Origin of the sequence: Synechococcus sp. A10-1-5-9, from assembly GCF_047716785.1 — a bacterium.
Classification (GTDB): domain Bacteria; phylum Cyanobacteriota; class Cyanobacteriia; order PCC-6307; family Cyanobiaceae; genus Synechococcus_C.
Genome location: NZ_CP180406.1, coordinates 897,093 through 914,173, shown reverse-complemented (window position 1 = coordinate 914,173; position 17,081 = coordinate 897,093). Strand labels below are relative to the sequence as shown.

Below are 17,081 nucleotides of genomic sequence, written 5' to 3'. Positions count from 1 at the left end.
CCGTTATTGGCCAAAGGCCACCTGGCATGCGGCGTTCAGCAGCTGCGCTTCGTTGGCATTCCTTGGTGTGCTGCCGTTGAGGGTCCCCTGCCTGCAGTTGGCTGAGTAACGCACCGTCTCATAACCGTCGTCGGCTTCAAAGGTGACCACATCGCCAGTGGCTGTGATACTCGGGTAATAGAGCGAGTAATCAGAGCTGGGTACCACGATGTAGCTGACCTGTTGGTTTTGCGCTGAATTAACCAGGCTGTTGATCACACTAAACGTGGCCAGACCTGCCAACCCCCAAGCGGCTGCTTGGCCGGGGTACCAGCCCCAGTTGTTCCAATAAGACCCGCCATACCAGCCGTAAGACCATGGACGGTTGTTGTACCAATTACCTCCGCTGTACCAGCCTTTTCCGTAGCGATCCCAGTTGTTGATCGCCTTGCGGTAGGTGTCGTTGCGAATGTTTGTCCGATCCGTCCGGTTGCTCTGGCGAATGTCGGTGCGATCGGTGCGTCCGTCCTGCCGACTGTTGATGGCGTCGTTGCGATTGGTTTGCCGGGTGTCGCGGGTGCCCTGACGTCCGTCTTGCCGGCTGTTGACGGCATCGTTGCGATTGGTTTGCCGGGTGTCGCGGGTGCCCTGACGGCTGCTTTGGTTGGTTTGGCGGCTGGTCTGTCGCGATCCCTGATTGGATTGGCGGTTGGTCTGTCGCGATCCCTGATTGGATTGGCGGTTGGTCTGTCGCGATCCCTGATTGGATTGGCGGGAACTGCTACGAGAACCACTGCCGCTGTAGGAGCTAAAGCCTGTTCGACCACTACTGCGTGAGCCACTACTGCGTGAGCCACTACTGCGTGAGCCGCTGCTGCGTGATCCACCGCCTCTGGAACCACCGCCTCGGGAGCCACCGCCGCGGCGCTGGGCTAGGAGCTGTTCCTGCGAGGACTCCTGGCGGATGGCTTCATGGCTGGAGAGAGCGGCCAGCCCGGCCGCGGGCTGCAGACTCAGGAGCAGGCCGAGGCATCCTGCGATCCGTCTTGTGCAACCGTTCTTGATGGCTTGCGTCATTGCTTGATGGCCTCCATGAGGCGGTCACAACCGTTGTCAAAACAGGCCACATCCACGCGTCCGTTTGGACCGAAGGCCATGCCTACTCGGGTGCGGCCCTGCATGGCATCCCCGCTGTTGATGAGAACGTCGGCCAGGAATGAGGGATTCTTGACGCAGAAGGCCTCATCGTTGAAACAAAGTTCTTCCGTCTTGAAATTGATCAATGCGTTCTTCACCGAGATCCATGGCTTGGAGTTACTGCCCCGGCCTTCGATACGAACGTAGGGATCTTCGATCACGCGATAGCTCACGGTGCGGGAGCCGAACTGATGGCGATACTCGGTGGTGTCGTCGACGTCCACAGCCTGAACTCGACAGGAAAAAGATCGATCACCTGTCCTACAGGTGGTGTTCAGGTTGTAAAGCTCCTGGGCTATCACCACGGGTGCGCTGAGACTGCCAAGCAGGACTGTTAGGCCTGCTAGCACCCCACCGCGACGCTGATTGAGCATGGGTGTTGCGGGTGGCGGAGGTGGAAAGCCTCCATGTGGTCACCATGACCAGCAATTTCGCAGTTGGCAGATTTATTGCCCAGTAGGGATCAATGACCTCTTTGACGATACGTTGGCTCGAAGACGTCAACGTGGTTGTGGTCCGCTCTTTTGCCCTTGTCGTGATGGTGTCTCTGCTGGTGCCGATGTCAGCGCGAGCGGTGGATGATTGCGGATTGATTAAGCGGCTGATGAACACACTCGGAGCTTCGATGGCGCGCAACCGCATGCTGATCGCATCGTCTCAGGCCTCTGGTGACAATGTGCAGCAGGCCGAGGAGGCAAGTGCACTCCTCGCGCGCCAATCCAAAGACTTTCGCGAGCTGCGGGAGGATTACGTGCGAAATCGATGTGGAGATGACTGGGATTGATTCAAGCCAGCCCTTGCGTCGTCAGCGTCTGCATGAATTGCTGCTGGCTTTGATTGCAAGGGAAGACGACCTTGAGCTTATGGATGGCGACGGTCCTGCAGGATTGGCTGGCTCGGCTAGTGGAGAAGGGGCCGTTGTGGCGGCCCGCTGGTTGGAGCGCAACCAGCGAGTGTTTCAGAAGTATCAAGCTCTAGTGCGCACGGCGGTGACTCTCGACGCTCTGCTCGATGGTGAGGAACCCTCTGACTCGTAAGGGAGGGAGGGCTTGGCCTGCTGATCTGCTTGAGGCCATCCACTGGTTTGTCCGGCAAGGTCTGGCAATCTGGGGCGACTTTCCGCCGTCCCATGGCTCCCCTCGGTCTGTCTGCCCTGCGTTCGCTTCTGCGCCGCAGTCCCCGGCCGCAGGCCTGGACGCCACCCGAGGCCAGTTGGAGCCGGCCCTTCGGCCTGGGCTGGGATCAGCCCTATACGGTCCGCTATGCCAGCAATCTCGATGACGGCCCATGGCATGGCATGCCCCTTGGGGGATTTGGTGCTGGTTGCATCGGCCGCAGCTCCCGCGGTGACTTCAACCTCTGGCATCTCGATGGTGGAGAGCATTGGTATGGAACGATCCCCGACTGTCAGTTCTCCCTGTTTGAAAACAACGGCAGCAGCAAACGGGCCCACGCTTTGGCCTTGAAGCCCGAGGCTGACGCCTCACGTTCCAACAGCGGTGACCCTCTGGCTGCCTGGAATTGGTATCCCGCCAGCACGGGTGAGCAGAGCACCGGAACCTATGCCGCCCGCTATCCCCTGAGCTGGACCCATTACGAGGGTGTATTCGACGCCGAGGTGCAATGCGAGGCCTTCAGCCCGATCCTCCCTGGCGACTATCAACGCACCAGTTATCCAGTGGCCGTGTTCTGCTGGACCTTGCGCAATCCCACCGATCAACCGCTGGATCTGTCGTTGCTCCTCAGTTGGCGCAACACGGTGGGTTGGTTCTTCAACACCGACCCCTCGGCAGAGGTGCATTTCCGGGATGACGGCAGCCCGGAACACAACTACGCCCCAGCGATCGGCCACGGCGAGGGACAACGCAACCGTTGGTTGGATCAGGAAGGCATGCGCGGCATCGTGCTGGAAGGCCAGCGCAGCGAGCCCATCGGCGAGGGGCAAGGGCAGTGGTGTCTGGCGGTTCCTGACACGCTTGATGGTGTTGAGGTGCTGCGCTGCAGCCGCTGGGATCCCACGGGCGATGGCCAGGAGCTCTGGCAACCGTTTGCTGCGGAGGGCCGCATTCCCAACAGCAACAACGATCGGGCCAGTCGTGCCGGCGAGCACGCCAGTGCAGCGATTGCCCTGACGTTCACCCTGGCTCCCGGGGAATCCCGCGAAATCCCGATTGCGATCAGCTGGGATCTGCCGGTCACCGCCTTCGCGTCCGGTGTTCGTGATTTGCGCCGCTACACCGATTTCTTTGGAGCCGATGGTCGCAATGCCGCGGCGATGGCAACGGAAGCCCTGCGGGACTGGCGCCATTGGCGTGATCAGATCGATGCCTGGCAGGCACCGGTGCTGGCGCGCAAGGAGCTGCCGGAAACTTTGCGCATGGCCTTATTCAATGAGCTCTACGACCTGGCCAGTGGCGGAAGTCTCTGGACCGCGGCGTCGGGTAAGGATCCCCACGGTCGCTTTGGCGTGCTCGAGTGTCTCGACTATGCCTGGTACGAAAGCCTGGATGTGCGGCTCTACGGATCCCTGGGTTTGCTGCAGCTCTGGCCGGAACTCGACAAGGCGGTGCTGCGCAGCTTCGCCAGAGCGATCCCGGCGGCGGATGCCACCCAGCGGCCGATCGGTTGGTATTTCACCCAAGGACGCGGCCGGGTGGAAGCGGATCGCAAGGTGGAGGGGGCCACGCCGCACGACCTGGGGGCTCCCAATGAGGTCCCTTTTGATGCCACCAATTACACGGCGTATCAGGATTGCAATCTCTGGAAAGACCTCGCCAGCGATTTTGTGCTGCAAGTGTGGCGCACCTTCAAGCTCGCACCCACCGGCGAAGACCTCACGTTTCTGGCGGATTGCTGGCCAGCGGCGGTGCAGGCCTTGCACTATCTGAAGCGTTTTGACGTCAACAACGACGGTTTACCGGATAACGGGGGTGCTCCTGATCAGACCTTCGACGACTGGCCGCTGAAGGGGGTGAGTGCCTATTGCGGCGCGTTGTGGATCGCTGCGCTTGAAGCTGCTTTGGCTATGGCCCAAAGGCTGCAGCAGGAGCTGGGGCTGGATACCGGCAGTGAACAGCACACCTTCAGCAACTGGCTGGAGCAATCCCGGGCCAATTTCGATGCTCTGCTCTGGAACGGCGAGTACTACGACATTGATGCTGAAAGCGGCACGCCAGTGGTGATGGCCGATCAGCTCTGCGGTGATTTTTATGCGCGCCTGCTGGGCCTGGAGCCGGTGGTGAGTGACGCCAACAGCCGCAGCACGCTCAAGGCCGTGAAGGAGAGTTGCTTTGAGAAGTTCCAGGGCGGCAGCCTTGGAGTGGCCAATGGACTGCGCCGTGATGGCACACCCTTGGATCCCCATGGCACTCATCCGCTGGAGGTGTGGACGGGCATCAACTTCGGCATCGCCAGCTACTACCAGTTGATGGGTCAAGGGCAGACTGCGGAAGCAATCTGTTCAGCGGTGGTGCATCAGGTGTACAGCGGCGGTCTGCAGTTCCGCACACCGGAGGCGATCACGGCGGTGAACACCTTCAGGGCTTGTCATTACCTGCGGGCGATGGCGATCTGGGGGCTGTGGGCGACGCACACCGATTGGCAACGGATTCCTGGGGCGGAGCGCATCAGCTGAACCTGCGCTATTTCAGCCGCACCACCAATTTCCTACAGACGAAACTGGCCATGACCTGGCGGTTCTGACGCTCAGTTCAGCTCCATGGCGATCTTGTGTTGTTGCGGTTATTGCTTGTTCAAATCGCATGAACTTGGCTTCCTTAATTGCATGAATCAATTCGATTAAAAAGTGAATCACTTTACTTTTTGTGAATACGCCTCTGACGTCGTTAGCCTGTAAAGGTGCCTTTTTGTGATTTTCAGTGTCGGATTTGTCGCCATCGATGGCTTCGAGTGCCACGCCTTATGTGTGGTCGCTGATCCTGTTATTCGCTGCGTTGCTGATCAGCATTATCCTGCTCTATGCCGCTCGATTTAGTGCAAGGCTTGAAGTCAAGGACTTGGCTGCATTGCGTTCGATGTTTGATCGCTTTCCGGCCTGGGGTAGGCGTGCAAGTTGGGCACAGCAAAACAGTTTTGAAGCCTTCGCTATGCATGCCCCTGCGGCATTACATGCTGTTGTTGCGGTGTTGAATGGACACGCCCTTCCAGGCATCGCTGTCCCGGTTGCATTGGCGCATCCAGTGCTTCGTGTTGCCTATATCAGCGCTTATCTCTTGAACGTTCCAATCGCTCGATCCGTGGCTTGGTTCTTAGGCCTGCTCTGCAGTGGGATCCTTTATGGCGTGGGACTAGAAGCCCTTGTGTAGCGATGAAAGTTGCAGTCTCTATTCGATGATTGAAGTGAATGATTGCTGTCTTTTTTTAGGCCTGCTGTTTGGGTTGTTGGCATAGCCTCACGGTTTTTTGTTGTTACAGCGGATTTGACTGGGTGTGTGCGCACACGCCAGTGGCAGTATTACCTGGCAGTTCTGACGATCAATTCAGCTCCACGGCGATGCTGCGATTGAGTTTCAGGGTTTCGTGATCGTTCTGGTTGGTGTCGCTCAGCTCCAGATTGAAAAAGGAGGCGGAGTCGGCCTCAAACAATGGTCCAGCATGCCAAGTGCCCAGATGCAATTTGATGCCTTCGCCGGCTTCGATGCGCAGCAACCAGGCTGCGGAAGCATCCAGCACTGGCCCCTTTGTGTCTGGCGGTGCCAGCAGCAGCCAGAAGGAACGTGCTTCGGCGGAACTAAGGCATTGGGTGGCGTTCAGGTGGCGGGTCATCGCCGCGATCCGCAGGGGTCTGCGGGGGATGCGCATCACGTAATACCGCAGTGTCCCTGGTCCGAAGCTCAGCTCCGCGTCATGCTCCCCGGGCAAGGTCATGTCGTCCACCTCGCGCAATGCGGTGCCGCAGGCTTCAAGACGTGGGTCCAGTAGGGACCCCGCTTGCAGTGGCTGATGCTCGATCATGGGAGCACTGTTCGCGCTTGATTCATGCTCGCGTTGCGTCGTCTGCTTTGCACACTGCTGGTTGCCGTAACGCTCTTGCTGCTCACCCCCATGGCCGTGAGCGCGCAGGTGCATGAACACCAGGATGAAAATGGGGCACCGATGCTGCGCAGCCTTGAAAGCCTGCGCGATCTGGATTACCAGAGTTGGCAGGCAGTGGCCTATCGCACCGGTCAGCCTGGTAACCCCGTGGTGCTGCGCATCGTGGGTTACCCCGGCAAGTTGCGCCTCGAACACCCCTCCCCCCTGCTCGTGCAGGCCGGCGTGAAGCAGTGGCAACTCGACGACATCACTCTTGAGAATCCCGTTCTGGTCAGTGATGGCCGGGAGGCGGCCGCTGAGTTCGCCCTCGATCCACTGCTCAACGATCTCAGCAACAACCGCCCTCTGCGTTTGTTCCTTCCCGGTGTGTTCAACGAAATGCCTGTTCCCCCTTATGTGGTGGGGGAGTGGCGTGAGGTGCAAACGGAGCCTCTCAGTTCATGAGGGCGTTCGCTGACGCTGATCAGCGCTGGATTCCCTGGATGCGTCGTGCCTTGGAACTGGCGGCCTTGGCCGATGGCTACACGAGTCCTAATCCCCTAGTGGGCGCGGTGGTGCTCGATCCCTCCGGCACGCTGGTGGGGGAGGGATTTCATGCCAGGGCCGGTGAACCCCATGCCGAAGTGGGGGCCTTAGCCCAGGCTGGTGATGCCGCCCGCGGCGGCACGATCATCGTCACCCTGGAGCCTTGCTGCCATCACGGCCGCACCCCGCCCTGCACGGACGCCTTGATCAAGGCAGGGATCGCTCGGGTGGTGGTGGCACTCACCGATCCCGATCCCCGTGTTGCCGGTGGTGGTTTGAAACGGCTGCGCGATGCCGGCGTGGAGGTGATCTCCGGTGTGCTGGAGGCAGAAGCTGCCCAACAGAATTGCGCATTCGTGCACCGCGTGCGCACCGGACGGCCCTGGGGCCTTCTCAAGTGGGCGATGAGCCTGGATGGCCGAACGGCCTTGCCCAATGGCGCCAGTCAGTGGATCAGCGGATCCACCGCACGCACCTGGGTGCATCGTCTGCGGGCCCAGTGTGATGCCGTGATCGTGGGAGGCGGCACCGTGCGCGCTGATGATCCGCTGCTTACCAGCAGGGGCTTGCGCAGCCCTGAACCGCTGCGGGTGGTGCTGAGCCGCAGGCTGGATCTGCCTGATCAGGCTCAGATCTGGGACCAATCCGTTGCGCCCACCCTCGTGGTGCATGGCCAGGACGCGCCGGCGGAAGCGCGGGACCGGTTGGAGGCGCTGGGGTTGCAACGGGAGGTGCTGCCGGCCTGTGAGCCTGAGTCTTTGATGGTGGTCCTGGCCCAGCGGGGCTGCAACCGGGTCCTCTGGGAGTGTGGCCCGGAGCTGGCCGCCGCCGCCCTGCAGCAGGCGTGCGTGCAGGAGCTGGCTGCGGTGATAGCCCCCAAGCTGCTTGGCGGTGAGCCGGCGCGCACACCTCTTGGGCATCTGGGCTTCCAGGCCATGGAGGAGGTGGTGGTTCTGCAGGGGCTGTGTCAGCAGCGCCTCACCGACGATCTGTTGCTGCAGGTGACTCTCAGTCCCCTTTCAGATCCGTGCTGAAGCGGCCGATCAGCACGCCCATCACCACGGCCCCCATCAGGACGCGTTCGTTCACTTTGCTTTCGCTGGCCAGGGCCCGCACCAGCCGGATCACACTCCAGCCCACCCGCTTCACCGGTGTGATCAGCCACATCCACTGCGACACCACCGCGAACAGCCCCAGAACCCGAGTGCACCAGAGAGCGATCAGCGAGTAGCAGGGAGCGCCGAGCCAGCAATACTCTGTAATGCCGCTTGCCGGGACCATTGCGTTGTTGCAGTAGATAGTGACGGAAAGCTCGGCTAGTTCGGCGTCGGTCTACTGGAAGTCTCACCAAAGAGAGGCTGTTTGTCTTCAACGTCGATTGGGATCGTGTTGCTCCAGGCGGTCTTCGATCTCACGGTCACCGGCGTAACGCCCGATCAGCACCCCCATCACCACGGCTAGGTAGAGAGGTCCGGCAATGCCTGTGCTGACGGCCAGGATCCTGGCGAGGGGAAGCTCGGGGTTGATGTCTCCAAAGCCAACGGTGGTGAGGCAGATGAAGGCGAAGTAATTGATCTGAGCGAACACCGCCGCTGACCCGATCACCGTGTAGTTCTGGCCTGCTGCATCCGTGATCGGGATGTCGAGGGGTTCGAAGCTGCCTGGCTGAATGGTTTCCACTGCGCTCATGACCAGCCCGGCTGTGAGTCCCAGCAACAGATAGCCCGCGGCAGCACCCATCAGCATGGCGGAGGTCACATGCCGTTCGGTGGCCAAGCGTTCCATCAGGCGGATCACGCTCCACCCCACCAGTACACCCCAGCTCAACACCAGCGGCACGCCGCTGGTCTCCCAGCGCACCGGGGTGAGTAGCCACAGCAGCAAAGCCGACAGCGCCACGAGTCCCAGTGCTTGGTACAAACGATCCTGCAGGGTGAGCACTGGCTTGCGGATCATCACCAACTGGGTGAGCAGCAGGGCGATCAGTGCATAGCCGAGGCTTCCCAGCCAGGTGAGCCTTGGAAAGGCGAAGCTGGCCAGCACCATCAGACAGAGGCCCAGCAGCAGTTCATAAATCAGTTCCCTCCATCGCTTGCGCCGCCACTCCGATCGCATCATTTCTGGGATTGCTCAGGCCGAGGATGGCTCGAATCGCGCGCAAGGGCGAGCCTCTTTCGCCCATCCCCGTACGGTTCTCCCCCCCCGCCGGACGAACGCCCATCAGTTGCGAGCTTTAGTTTGGGAGCATCATCGGGACCCGAAACATGCCGATCCGCGAGGACGACAATCGCCCCAACCGTCGCTTTGGAATCATCAACCTCGTGTTGATCGGCTTCGGGGTACTTCTGCTGGTCAGCAGTTTCCTGCCTAACCAAGGCATGCAGCAGGTGCCTCGGGTTCCTTATTCCCTTTTCATTGATCAGGTGAACGATGGCGCTGTGAAGCGCGCATACATCACGCAAGATCAGATCCGCTATGAGCTTTCGGAAGCCGAAGAAGGTGCACCTTCTGTGTTGGCGACCACGCCGATCTTCGACATGGATCTCCCTCAGCGCCTTGAGTCTAAGGGCGTGGAATTTGCAGCAGCACCGCCCAAGAAACCCAATATCTTCACCACAATCCTCAGCTGGGTAGTCCCCCCGCTGATTTTCATCCTGGTGCTTCAGTTCTTCGCCCGCCGTTCCATGGGAGCGGGTGGTGCCCAGGGAGCACTCAATTTCACCAAGAGCAAGGCCAAGGTCTATGTGCCTGATGAGCAGTCTCGGGTGACCTTCGCTGACGTCGCTGGTGTGGATGAGGCCAAGGATGAACTCACCGAAATCGTCGACTTCCTCAAGACCCCCGAGCGTTATACGGAGATCGGGGCTCGGATCCCGAAGGGTGTTCTGTTGGTTGGCCCTCCTGGAACAGGCAAGACTTTGCTCTCCAAAGCTGTTGCCGGCGAAGCCGGTGTGCCGTTCTTCATCATCAGTGGCTCGGAATTCGTTGAGCTGTTTGTGGGCGCCGGCGCAGCCAGGGTGCGTGACTTGTTTGAACAGGCCAAAAAGAATGCCCCCTGCATCATTTTCATCGATGAGCTGGATGCGATCGGTAAGAGTCGCTCAGGCTCGATGGGCGTTGTCGGCGGCAACGACGAGCGGGAGCAGACCCTCAACCAGCTGCTCACTGAAATGGATGGCTTTGCTTCGAAAGACAAGCCTGTGATTGTTCTGGCTGCCACCAACCAGCCGGAGGTCCTTGATGCTGCGCTGCTGCGTCCCGGACGTTTTGACCGCCAAGTGCTTGTGGATCGCCCGGATCTCTCCGGTCGTAAAACCATCCTCGAGATCTACGCCAAAAAAGTGAAGTTGGCGGAGGGTGTGGATCTCGATCGTATTGCCCAGGCCACGAGTGGCTTCGCAGGTGCTGATCTGGCCAACCTGGTGAATGAGGCGGCCCTGTTGGCAGCTCGCAACAAGCAGACGTCCGTGCAGCAAGGAGACCTTAATGAGGCGATCGAGCGCGTTGTCGCCGGTCTTGAGAAGAAGAGCCGGGTGATGCAGGACGATGAGAAGAAAGTTGTGGCTTACCACGAAGTTGGTCACGCCATCGTCGGTCACCTCATGCCAGGGGGCAGCAAGGTGGCGAAAATCTCCATCGTTCCCCGCGGCATGAGTGCCTTGGGCTACACCCTTCAACTCCCCACCGAAGAGCGATTCCTTAATTCCCGCGAAGACCTGGAAGGACAGATCGCCACCTTGCTCGGTGGCCGATCAGCCGAGGAAATTGTGTTCGGCAAAATCACCACTGGAGCGGCCAACGACCTTCAGCGGGCCACGGATATCGCCGAGCAGATGGTGGGCACCTACGGAATGAGTGACACCCTCGGACCGTTGGCTTACGACAAGCAGGGTGGTGGGCGTTTCCTCGGCGGTGGCAACAATCCACGCCGCACGGTGAGCGATGCCACCGCCCAGGCGATCGATCGGGAAGTGCGTGCCCTGGTGGATAACGCTCATGAGCAGGCCCTGGCGATCCTTCGCCAGAACATGGCTCTTCTTGAAACCATCGCTCAGAAGATCCTTGAGAAAGAAGTGATCGAAGGCGACGACCTCAAGGAGATGCTGGCTGCCAGCGTGTTGCCTGAGGCCGTTGCGGCCTGAGGCTTGACGGATCCACCACTTGTCCCCGATAACAGCTGTTTGAAGTCCTGCCATGGCGTCCGCTACCACCAGTGTCGCCGCCGTTCTCACTGGGTTGAGCGGCAGCGACTTCCTCTCGTCGGCCGATACCACTGCTCAACAGACTGCGGCATTGCTGCAGCTGGCTACTCAGCTCAAACGTGGAGAACGTCGGATTGATCTGGGTAACAGAGTCCTCGGTCTGATCTTCTCTAAAGCGTCCACGCGAACCCGGGTCAGCTTTCAAGTAGCGATGGCCCGTCTCGGGGGGCAGACCGTTGACCTCAATCCTCAGCTCACCCAACTCGGTCGGGGCGAGCCCCTCGAAGACACCGCCCGCGTGCTGAGCCGCTTCTGCGATGTTCTGGCAATTCGTACCTTCGCCCAGCAGGAGTTGGCGGATTACGCCCACTGGGCTTCCATTCCAGTTATCAATGCCCTCACCGATCTGGAGCACCCCTGCCAAGCCCTCGCTGATTTCCTCACGATGCAGGAGGCCTTCGGCGATCTTCAGGGTCAGACGCTGGCCTATGTGGGTGATGGCAACAATGTGGCGCACTCGCTGATGCTCTGTGGTGCGCTGCTTGGCGTGAATGTGCGCATCGGTTGCCCGGAGGGATTTGAGCCACTCCCAGGTGTTGTTGATCAAGCGCGCGCTTTGTCAGTAGGGGGTGCGCAGATCAGCGTGATCACTGATCCTGTTGAGGCTGTGCGTGGAGCCCAAGCTCTTTATACCGATGTGTGGGCTTCCATGGGCCAGGAGCAGGAACAGGCCGAGCGAGAGCGAGCCTTTCAGGGCTTCTGCCTGAACGAGGATCTGTTGGCGAAGGCTGATTCCCGCGCCATCGTGTTGCATTGCCTGCCGGCGCACCGCGGCGAGGAGATCAGTGCCGGTGTGATGGAGGGACCCTCAAGTCGGATCTTTGATCAGGCCGAGAACCGTTTGCATGCCCAGCAGGCGCTGCTGGCAGCCCTGCTGGGCGGACTCTGATGTTGTTGTGAGCGTCTCACCCGATCCGGTTGTTCTGCCCGGTGGGTCTACCACCGTGGTGTTGATTCACGGTTACACCGGGTCGCCTGCTGAGCTGGGTCTTCTTGCCGACTCTTTGCAGCGCGAGGGCTATGGGGTGGAGTGCCCTTTGCTCGATGGGCATGGCACCTGCCTAGAGGATCTGATGCCGGTGGAGCCCGATCAATGGCTCAATCAGCTCGATGCAGTTGTTGATCGCTTGCAACATCAAGGCCAGAGCGTGGTGGTGGGTGGTTTGTCGTTGGGGGCGATCCTGGCGTTGCAGGTGGCGCGGCGGCGGCCCTGCATCCAAGGGGTGATTACCTATTCACCACCGATCATCAGCGGTGATCCACGCGCTCTGATCGCCCCGCTTCTGTCCAGGTTGTTGACATCGGTCCCACGGCCAGCCGATGACTTCGTTGATCCCACGACCGCTGAGCGCATCTGGACCTACAACCGCTGGCCATCTCGCTGCAGCGTGAAGGTGTTGGAGCTGATCGCTGACACTCGCCACCATCTGGCGGAGGTGACGCAGCCACTGCTGGTGATGGCCAGTCGCCTTGATCGAGTGATCACTGCGCGCGGGGTGAACCTTCTGCGCCAGCGGGTCAGCTCTCCTTCTGTGGAACTGCAATGGTTAGAGAACAGCGGCCACCTGATCACCACGGATGCTGAATGGCGCACCGTGGCGGATGTAACAGCAGAGTTCATCAGGCGCTTGTGTGGGTGATTGGTTTCTGAGGACTTGGCTTGTGATCAGGGATTCATTTGCTCCCACCCGACGTTTGCCGCTTCAGCCAGATTCACTTGATTTTGATGAGCAGCAAGCGAGTCGTTCTGTGGCACCTTGATCAGCGTGGTGATCAGAGGCTGCGCGCCGATTGCGACTGGTCATAGGAGTACATAGATGCAGCGTCACTGATCGTGGTCACTTAAAAGGACTGAGCGAATGATTCCTCGGATTTTTGAGATGCGCCGTCTAGCTCTCTTGCTGGCCCCATTGATTGGGGCTGCCATTGCGATTGCTATTCCTGTCTCATTCGTGGATGCAGACGGCGCGACTCAGCCGCTTTTATTTTCTGCTCGTGTTGTTGCTGCTCTTGTGATTTGGATGGCCCTCTGGTGGATGCTTGAGCCCATTCCGATTTATGCAACAGCTCTTCTGCCATTGGTCGTGCTGCCGATCGTTGGGGTGGCTCCTTTAGCAGAGATCGTCAGCCACTACACGAGCACTCTTTTGGTGTTGTTTCTTGGAGGATTCATCCTGGCGTTGGCCCTGCAGCGATGGGGTTTGCACAAGCGAATCGCCACTTTCGCGTTGCGCCACATTGGAGGGACCCCCCGCCGAATCCTTGGAGCCTTGATGGCAGTTGCAGCCTTTTTGAGTTTGTGGATGTCGAACACCTCCACAACCTTGATGATGGTGCCGATTGCAGAAAGTATTGCCAATCGGCTGAACGAGGATGGCGTCAACCGGCGTCATGGATCAACAGTATTTTTGCTGGGAGTGGCTTATGCAGCGTCAATTGGTGGGATTGGAACCATCGTTGGATCACCGCCGAATGCAGTAGCAGCTGCTTACCTCCAGGCCAGTCTTGGCCTGGAGGTGTCATTTTTAGAATGGATGCGTCTTGGGGTTCCGATTGTTCTGGTGATGGTGCCACTGACATGGGCCTTGCTCGCTTGGGTTTTGTTCCCTCTTCAGGATTCTTCTGATTCCCTACGTGCTCTCGATGTTCAAGGTGAATTGGAACAGGCTGATCCAATGCGTTTTGGTGAGTGGGCCGTTCTGCTGGTTTGTGCTGGCACTGCTTTGATGTGGATGATTCGTTTACCTCTTAAGAGTGTGATGATCGAAGGATGGCAGCCATTCTCTGGGCTGACAGATGCGGGGATTGCCATCACAGCAGCGCTCATTCTGTTTGTGATTCCGATGGATCGACGCTGTGAACGTTTTGCTATGGATTGGGATTGCGCATCTCAAGCACCCTGGGGAATCTTTCTCCTTTTTGGAGGTGGTCTTAGTCTTGCATCGTCGATTGAAAGCAGCGGATTAAGCCGCTATCTGGGCTCGATGTTTTCAGGTCTTCAGTTGGTTCCAATTTGGCTGGCAGTTGCCTTGGTGATCAGTGTGATTGTCTTCCTCACGGAAATTACAAGCAATACGGCAACGGTCACCACAGCTGTGCCCATCCTCGTGCTTGTTGCGGGCGCCATTGGTCTCGATGCTCCGGTTTTGGTGCTTCCGGCTGCATTGGCGGGTAGTTTTGCATTCATGTTGCCCACAGCCACAGCACCCAATGCGATTGTTTACGGCACTGGTCAAATCAAGATCAGCGACATGATTCGAGCAGGATTCTGGTTGAATTGCTTAAGCATTATCGTTCTTGCATTGTTAGCATTTCCTCTAGTTCAATCTCTGCGGTTGTGGGGGTGACGGGTTTTTGGAGGTTTGAAAAATATAGCTCAGAAATATATCTATGTAGTGTCTGCGTAAAGATTCTTCCGTGATTTTTTTGATTAAAAGTCTTGTATTTAAGAGGGTTGATCGTTTGTATCTGCATTGCCAGGTGACGCTCTTAAAAAATACCGGGAGTGTTTCCCATGCTGAACTGAGATGAAAAATTTGAATATAAAATTTCCCAGAGTCCTGGGCGCTCAGACAGGTCGTTTTTGGCTTGTGCTGCTAACTCATCTCGTGTGTTTTGATCGAGGGCAAGCTGATCGCAAAGCCGATCAAAAGCCTTCTGTTCATCTGAATTGACAGTGAATTGATAGGCGTCTCGCGAGGCTGCTATCACCATGTAGGCCAGTTTGGCGGTTAGAGCTCTGTGCATTTCAGGGATTTCCTCCGCTAGCACCTCTAAATCATTGGGGTGATTGAAGGCCGCTGTCCATGATGGGATGGAGGCTTCTTTTAAATAAAGTTTGCCTAACGACTCCAACAGCTCTTCTTCTTCCGCTGCCACATTCCCATCTGACAGGGCCATCAATTTCAGGATCTGAATCACAACTCCTGCGGTTCGGAGGTCCATGAAGACAATGCTTTTCATGCACAATAGCCGGATGCTTTGTTGGGCATTGCACTTAGGGGTAGTGATGGATTCATCCCCCAGGGAGGACTAGAGGCGATGCATCGGCAGTTTCAAAGAGCCAACTCAAGTTATGGGTACACCTGTGCCGCCTTCGAGAAGAACTGCGGTTCCGCTCACAGAGACCATCATCATGCCTCCTTCACCAAACACCTCGTAATCCAAGTCAACGCCAACGATTGCATTGGCTTGCATCAGTGATGCTCGACTTTTCATTTCTTCGATCGCATTTTCACGAGCCGTCATTAAGGCGTCTTCGTAAGCCTTCGATCTTCCGCCGATCACATCAGTGATGCTAGCCAGGATGTCGCGGAAAATATTGGCACCAATGATCGTTTCTCCAGTAACCAGACCCCGATAGTGAAGGATCTTCCGCCCTTCAATGCTGGGAGTTGAGGTGATCAGCATAAGGACTGTGCTTTTAAGGTCTTGATAGCCATGGCCTACGCATCGGTGGCCATGCTGAACCGGCTTAAGGTTTGCCTAATCTCTGCGTTTTGATGGATCAGCAGGAGCGGGACAACTGGATGCGCATCATGGAATCGATGGAGGCATCCGGTGACACGGATAGTGCCTTCTACCGCCGGGCGAAAGCCATCTCCGATGGAGAGCCCGATCCAATGCTTGAGATGGAGTCGGAGTCATGAGCATCGATCCCCTCGAGCGCGGTCTGGAGCAGTCGTTTGAAACTGAGAAATGGGGCCGCTTCATTCGAGAGTGTGATGACCTCGAGACCCTGCGCGAAACCTCGCTGTCACTGCTGCAGCAGCTCGCCCAGCTCAAGGCTGCCAGTTCCTGGATGGCGTCGCGGGCTTCGGAATCGGAAAACGCCAAACTCAAAATGTTGGCAGAGTTGATCCGTCAACGGACCGAGTCCGCTCCGGACCAGGAGGTGTCGTGATGATGCGCATGATGTCCGCAGGCGGAGCGTGCCTCGTTGCTGCTGCCGTTTTCGGTGGTCCAGCGACGGCTGATACCTGGCAGCCGCAAATGGAACCGTCGACATGGGTGAAAATTCGCGAGACGCTCACGCTTTCCGGCGATCTGCCTGTTCGGCCTTGGCTGTTTATGGAGGGACTTCACACCCCAGCACTGCGCGCCGCTGAATATCTCAGTGATCGAATTCGCACTCCTGCTGGAGTCGAATTCGATGGTGCGCTTCTCCTGCAGAAAAAGGAGGCAGTGGATTGGCAGGTGCGCTTGCTGCGAATGCGGGCCCTCTGCAACCAGATGCGGTTGCAACGCCAGTCTGCCAAGGGAGAGTGGCTCGATTACATCGGTCGTGACGACACACCAGCGAAGGCCAAGTGGATCTGCGGACTAGGGGGGGCTGGTTGAGCCCTTGCGCGATTTGCTTGTCACCGGTACACATGTATTGACGAACATGTGCATTGCTGGTGCCCGCTGGATCCCCCGAGCCACTGACTTCTGCTCAGCAGGAATTGTACGAATGGCTTGCTGATTACATAGGCAGTCATCATCACAGCCCCTCGATTCGCCAGATGATGCAGGCCATGGGCCTGCGATCGCCTGCGCCGGTTCAGAGTCGGCTGCGCCACCTCCAGCTGAAGGGATGGATTACCTGGCAGGAGGGACAGGCGCGTACGCTTCAGCTGCTCGGCGGAGTGTCATCAGGGATTCCCGTGCTGGGGGCTGTCGCTGCCGGTGGATTGGTCGAGACCTTTGATGACGTGCAAGAGCGGTTGGACCTGGCTCCTGTGCTGGAAACTCGTGGTTTGTTTGCTCTTACGGTGAATGGTGATTCGATGGTGGATGCTCACATTGCCGACGGGGATGTGGTGCTGATGGAGCCAGTGATCGAGCCATCGCGTTTGCGTGAGGGAACGATTGTGAGTGCGTTGGTGCCGGGGAGCGGAACCACTCTCAAGTATTTCCATCGGGATGGCGCTGTCATACGACTCGAAGCCGCTAACCCTGCGTATGACCCGATCGAGGTGCCTGCCGATCAGGTGCAGGTGCAAGGAAAGTTGGCTGCTGTGTGGCGGCAGGTGTGAGTGGCAATGCCATGGGCGCCGTGACGTTGTAAGCTTCGGCACGACG

General features: G+C 58.4%; 22 protein-coding genes. 14 read left to right on the top strand and 8 right to left on the bottom strand.

Features of this window, described 5'->3' with window-relative positions; all coding sequences use genetic code 11:
• Positions 1–3 precede the first annotated feature (3 nt).
• A complete protein-coding gene (locus ACLM45_RS05275) occupies positions 4–1,056 on the bottom strand; it encodes a hypothetical protein (protein ID WP_415410972.1) in 1,053 nt (350 codons plus the stop codon).
• A complete protein-coding gene (locus ACLM45_RS05270; RefSeq protein ID WP_006041875.1) occupies positions 1,053–1,550 on the bottom strand; it encodes a hypothetical protein in 498 nt (165 codons plus the stop codon). Before ACLM45_RS05270 ends, ACLM45_RS05275 begins: the two co-directional genes overlap by 4 nt.
• Before the next feature lie 137 nt (positions 1,551–1,687).
• Here ACLM45_RS05270 and ACLM45_RS05265 point away from each other — a divergent pair, with 137 nt between their 5' ends.
• From ACLM45_RS05265 to ACLM45_RS05255, 3 genes are all read left to right on the top strand, one after another.
• Entirely contained in the window at positions 1,688–1,960 is a 273-nt protein-coding gene (locus tag ACLM45_RS05265; RefSeq protein ID WP_415410970.1) for a hypothetical protein, read from the top strand.
• A complete protein-coding gene (locus tag ACLM45_RS05260; RefSeq protein WP_006041873.1) occupies positions 1,947–2,213 on the top strand; it encodes a hypothetical protein in 267 nt (88 codons plus the stop codon). Before ACLM45_RS05265 ends, ACLM45_RS05260 begins: the two co-directional genes overlap by 14 nt.
• A 92-nt stretch (positions 2,214–2,305) precedes the next feature.
• Positions 2,306–4,810, top strand: a complete 2,505-nt coding sequence (locus ACLM45_RS05255; protein WP_415410968.1) for a GH116 family glycosyl hydrolase — start codon at positions 2,306–2,308, stop codon at positions 4,808–4,810.
• 12 nt (positions 4,811–4,822) lie between these two features.
• On the opposite strand, the gene ACLM45_RS05250 is transcribed toward ACLM45_RS05255, so the two are convergent.
• Entirely contained in the window at positions 4,823–5,092 is a 270-nt protein-coding gene (locus ACLM45_RS05250; RefSeq protein WP_415410966.1) for a hypothetical protein, read from the bottom strand.
• On the opposite strand from ACLM45_RS05250, the gene ACLM45_RS05245 reads away from it, so the two are divergent.
• On the top strand, positions 5,076–5,501 hold the full coding sequence (locus tag ACLM45_RS05245; protein WP_415410964.1) for an MAPEG family protein: 426 nt from the start codon (positions 5,076–5,078) through the stop codon (positions 5,499–5,501). The genes ACLM45_RS05250 and ACLM45_RS05245 overlap by 17 nt on opposite strands.
• Positions 5,502–5,670: 169 nt before the next feature.
• Here the strand turns inward: ACLM45_RS05245 and ACLM45_RS05240 are convergent, their stop codons facing one another.
• Positions 5,671–6,150 carry an ureidoglycolate lyase gene (locus ACLM45_RS05240; protein WP_415410962.1) on the bottom strand — a complete coding sequence of 160 codons (480 nt, stop codon included), beginning with the start codon at positions 6,148–6,150 and terminating at the stop codon, positions 5,671–5,673.
• A 24-nt stretch (positions 6,151–6,174) separates the two neighbouring features.
• On the opposite strand from ACLM45_RS05240, the gene ACLM45_RS05235 reads away from it, so the two are divergent.
• Entirely contained in the window at positions 6,175–6,675 is a 501-nt protein-coding gene (locus ACLM45_RS05235; RefSeq protein WP_415410960.1) for a DUF3122 domain-containing protein, read from the top strand.
• A complete protein-coding gene (ribD, locus tag ACLM45_RS05230) occupies positions 6,672–7,790 on the top strand; it encodes a bifunctional diaminohydroxyphosphoribosylaminopyrimidine deaminase/5-amino-6-(5-phosphoribosylamino)uracil reductase RibD (RefSeq protein WP_415410958.1) in 1,119 nt (372 codons plus the stop codon). Before ACLM45_RS05235 ends, ribD begins: the two co-directional genes overlap by 4 nt.
• On the opposite strand, the gene ACLM45_RS05225 is transcribed toward ribD, so the two are convergent.
• Entirely contained in the window at positions 7,765–8,037 is a 273-nt protein-coding gene (locus tag ACLM45_RS05225; protein WP_415410957.1) for a hypothetical protein, read from the bottom strand. The genes ribD and ACLM45_RS05225 overlap by 26 nt on opposite strands.
• 87 nt (positions 8,038–8,124) lie before the next feature.
• Entirely contained in the window at positions 8,125–8,874 is a 750-nt protein-coding gene (locus tag ACLM45_RS05220) for a potassium channel family protein (protein WP_415410956.1), read from the bottom strand.
• A gap of 146 nt (positions 8,875–9,020) precedes the next feature.
• On the opposite strand from ACLM45_RS05220, the gene ftsH reads away from it, so the two are divergent.
• The 4 genes from ftsH to ACLM45_RS05200 all read left to right on the top strand — a co-directional run bounded on the left by ftsH (position 9,021) and on the right by ACLM45_RS05200 (position 14,365).
• The gene (ftsH, locus tag ACLM45_RS05215; RefSeq protein WP_006041864.1) at positions 9,021–10,898 is read left to right on the top strand and encodes an ATP-dependent zinc metalloprotease FtsH; all 1,878 of its coding nucleotides are present in this window, start codon (positions 9,021–9,023) and stop codon (positions 10,896–10,898) included.
• Between the two features lie 52 nt (positions 10,899–10,950).
• Positions 10,951–11,907, top strand: a complete 957-nt coding sequence (argF, locus tag ACLM45_RS05210) for an ornithine carbamoyltransferase (RefSeq protein ID WP_415410955.1) — start codon at positions 10,951–10,953, stop codon at positions 11,905–11,907.
• Positions 11,864–12,658 carry an alpha/beta hydrolase gene (locus ACLM45_RS05205; protein WP_415410953.1) on the top strand — a complete coding sequence of 265 codons (795 nt, stop codon included), beginning with the start codon at positions 11,864–11,866 and terminating at the stop codon, positions 12,656–12,658. The genes argF and ACLM45_RS05205 overlap by 44 nt, the downstream gene beginning before the upstream one ends.
• Positions 12,659–12,898: 240 nt before the next feature.
• On the top strand, positions 12,899–14,365 hold the full coding sequence (locus tag ACLM45_RS05200; RefSeq protein ID WP_415410952.1) for an SLC13 family permease: 1,467 nt from the start codon (positions 12,899–12,901) through the stop codon (positions 14,363–14,365).
• Between the two features lie 142 nt (positions 14,366–14,507).
• Here the strand turns inward: ACLM45_RS05200 and ACLM45_RS05195 are convergent, their stop codons facing one another.
• Together ACLM45_RS05195 and ACLM45_RS05190 are read right to left on the bottom strand one after the other, a co-directional pair.
• Positions 14,508–14,981 carry a hypothetical protein gene (locus ACLM45_RS05195; protein ID WP_415410951.1) on the bottom strand — a complete coding sequence of 158 codons (474 nt, stop codon included), beginning with the start codon at positions 14,979–14,981 and terminating at the stop codon, positions 14,508–14,510.
• Positions 14,982–15,086: 105 nt separating this feature from the next.
• Positions 15,087–15,428: a YbjQ family protein gene (locus ACLM45_RS05190; protein ID WP_415410950.1), complete on the bottom strand. Its 342-nt coding sequence runs from the start codon at positions 15,426–15,428 to the stop codon at positions 15,087–15,089.
• A 71-nt stretch (positions 15,429–15,499) separates the two neighbouring features.
• Here ACLM45_RS05190 and ACLM45_RS05185 point away from each other — a divergent pair, with 71 nt between their 5' ends.
• From ACLM45_RS05185 to lexA, 4 genes are read left to right on the top strand one after another with little or no spacing between them, the layout of a single operon-like run.
• On the top strand, positions 15,500–15,667 hold the full coding sequence (locus ACLM45_RS05185) for a hypothetical protein (protein WP_156783614.1): 168 nt from the start codon (positions 15,500–15,502) through the stop codon (positions 15,665–15,667).
• The gene (locus ACLM45_RS05180) at positions 15,664–15,921 is read left to right on the top strand and encodes a hypothetical protein (RefSeq protein WP_006041856.1); all 258 of its coding nucleotides are present in this window, start codon (positions 15,664–15,666) and stop codon (positions 15,919–15,921) included. Before ACLM45_RS05185 ends, ACLM45_RS05180 begins: the two co-directional genes overlap by 4 nt.
• The gene (locus ACLM45_RS05175) at positions 15,921–16,358 is read left to right on the top strand and encodes a hypothetical protein (protein ID WP_415410949.1); all 438 of its coding nucleotides are present in this window, start codon (positions 15,921–15,923) and stop codon (positions 16,356–16,358) included. Before ACLM45_RS05180 ends, ACLM45_RS05175 begins: the two co-directional genes overlap by 1 nt.
• 53 nt (positions 16,359–16,411) lie before the next feature.
• Positions 16,412–17,035, top strand: coding sequence for a transcriptional repressor LexA (gene lexA / locus ACLM45_RS05170; RefSeq protein ID WP_415410948.1), 624 nt, complete (start codon positions 16,412–16,414; stop codon positions 17,033–17,035).
• Positions 17,036–17,081: the final 46 nt, after the last annotated feature.

Bases quoted from the DNA above. Each gene is read 5' to 3' on its own strand.
- ACLM45_RS05275 (WP_415410972.1), bottom strand. From the start codon at position 1,056: ATGACGCAAGCCATCAAGAACGGTTGCACAAGACGGATCGCAGGATGC.
- ACLM45_RS05270 (WP_006041875.1), bottom strand. From the start codon at position 1,550: ATGCTCAATCAGCGTCGCGGTGGGGTGCTAGCAGGCCTAACAGTCCTG.
- ACLM45_RS05260 (WP_006041873.1), top strand. From the start codon at position 1,947: ATGACTGGGATTGATTCAAGCCAGCCCTTGCGTCGTCAGCGTCTGCAT.
- ACLM45_RS05255 (WP_415410968.1), top strand. From the start codon at position 2,306: ATGGCTCCCCTCGGTCTGTCTGCCCTGCGTTCGCTTCTGCGCCGCAGT.
- ACLM45_RS05245 (WP_415410964.1), top strand. From the start codon at position 5,076: ATGGCTTCGAGTGCCACGCCTTATGTGTGGTCGCTGATCCTGTTATTC.
- ACLM45_RS05240 (WP_415410962.1), bottom strand. From the start codon at position 6,150: ATGATCGAGCATCAGCCACTGCAAGCGGGGTCCCTACTGGACCCACGT.
- ACLM45_RS05235 (WP_415410960.1), top strand. From the start codon at position 6,175: ATGCTCGCGTTGCGTCGTCTGCTTTGCACACTGCTGGTTGCCGTAACG.
- ribD (WP_415410958.1), top strand. From the start codon at position 6,672: ATGAGGGCGTTCGCTGACGCTGATCAGCGCTGGATTCCCTGGATGCGT.
- ACLM45_RS05225 (WP_415410957.1), bottom strand. From the start codon at position 8,037: ATGGTCCCGGCAAGCGGCATTACAGAGTATTGCTGGCTCGGCGCTCCC.
- ACLM45_RS05220 (WP_415410956.1), bottom strand. From the start codon at position 8,874: ATGATGCGATCGGAGTGGCGGCGCAAGCGATGGAGGGAACTGATTTAT.
- ftsH (WP_006041864.1), top strand. From the start codon at position 9,021: ATGCCGATCCGCGAGGACGACAATCGCCCCAACCGTCGCTTTGGAATC.
- argF (WP_415410955.1), top strand. From the start codon at position 10,951: ATGGCGTCCGCTACCACCAGTGTCGCCGCCGTTCTCACTGGGTTGAGC.
- ACLM45_RS05205 (WP_415410953.1), top strand. From the start codon at position 11,864: ATGCCCAGCAGGCGCTGCTGGCAGCCCTGCTGGGCGGACTCTGATGTT.
- ACLM45_RS05200 (WP_415410952.1), top strand. From the start codon at position 12,899: ATGCGCCGTCTAGCTCTCTTGCTGGCCCCATTGATTGGGGCTGCCATT.
- ACLM45_RS05195 (WP_415410951.1), bottom strand. From the start codon at position 14,981: ATGAAAAGCATTGTCTTCATGGACCTCCGAACCGCAGGAGTTGTGATT.
- ACLM45_RS05190 (WP_415410950.1), bottom strand. From the start codon at position 15,428: ATGCTGATCACCTCAACTCCCAGCATTGAAGGGCGGAAGATCCTTCAC.
- ACLM45_RS05180 (WP_006041856.1), top strand. From the start codon at position 15,664: ATGAGCATCGATCCCCTCGAGCGCGGTCTGGAGCAGTCGTTTGAAACT.
- ACLM45_RS05175 (WP_415410949.1), top strand. From the start codon at position 15,921: ATGATGCGCATGATGTCCGCAGGCGGAGCGTGCCTCGTTGCTGCTGCC.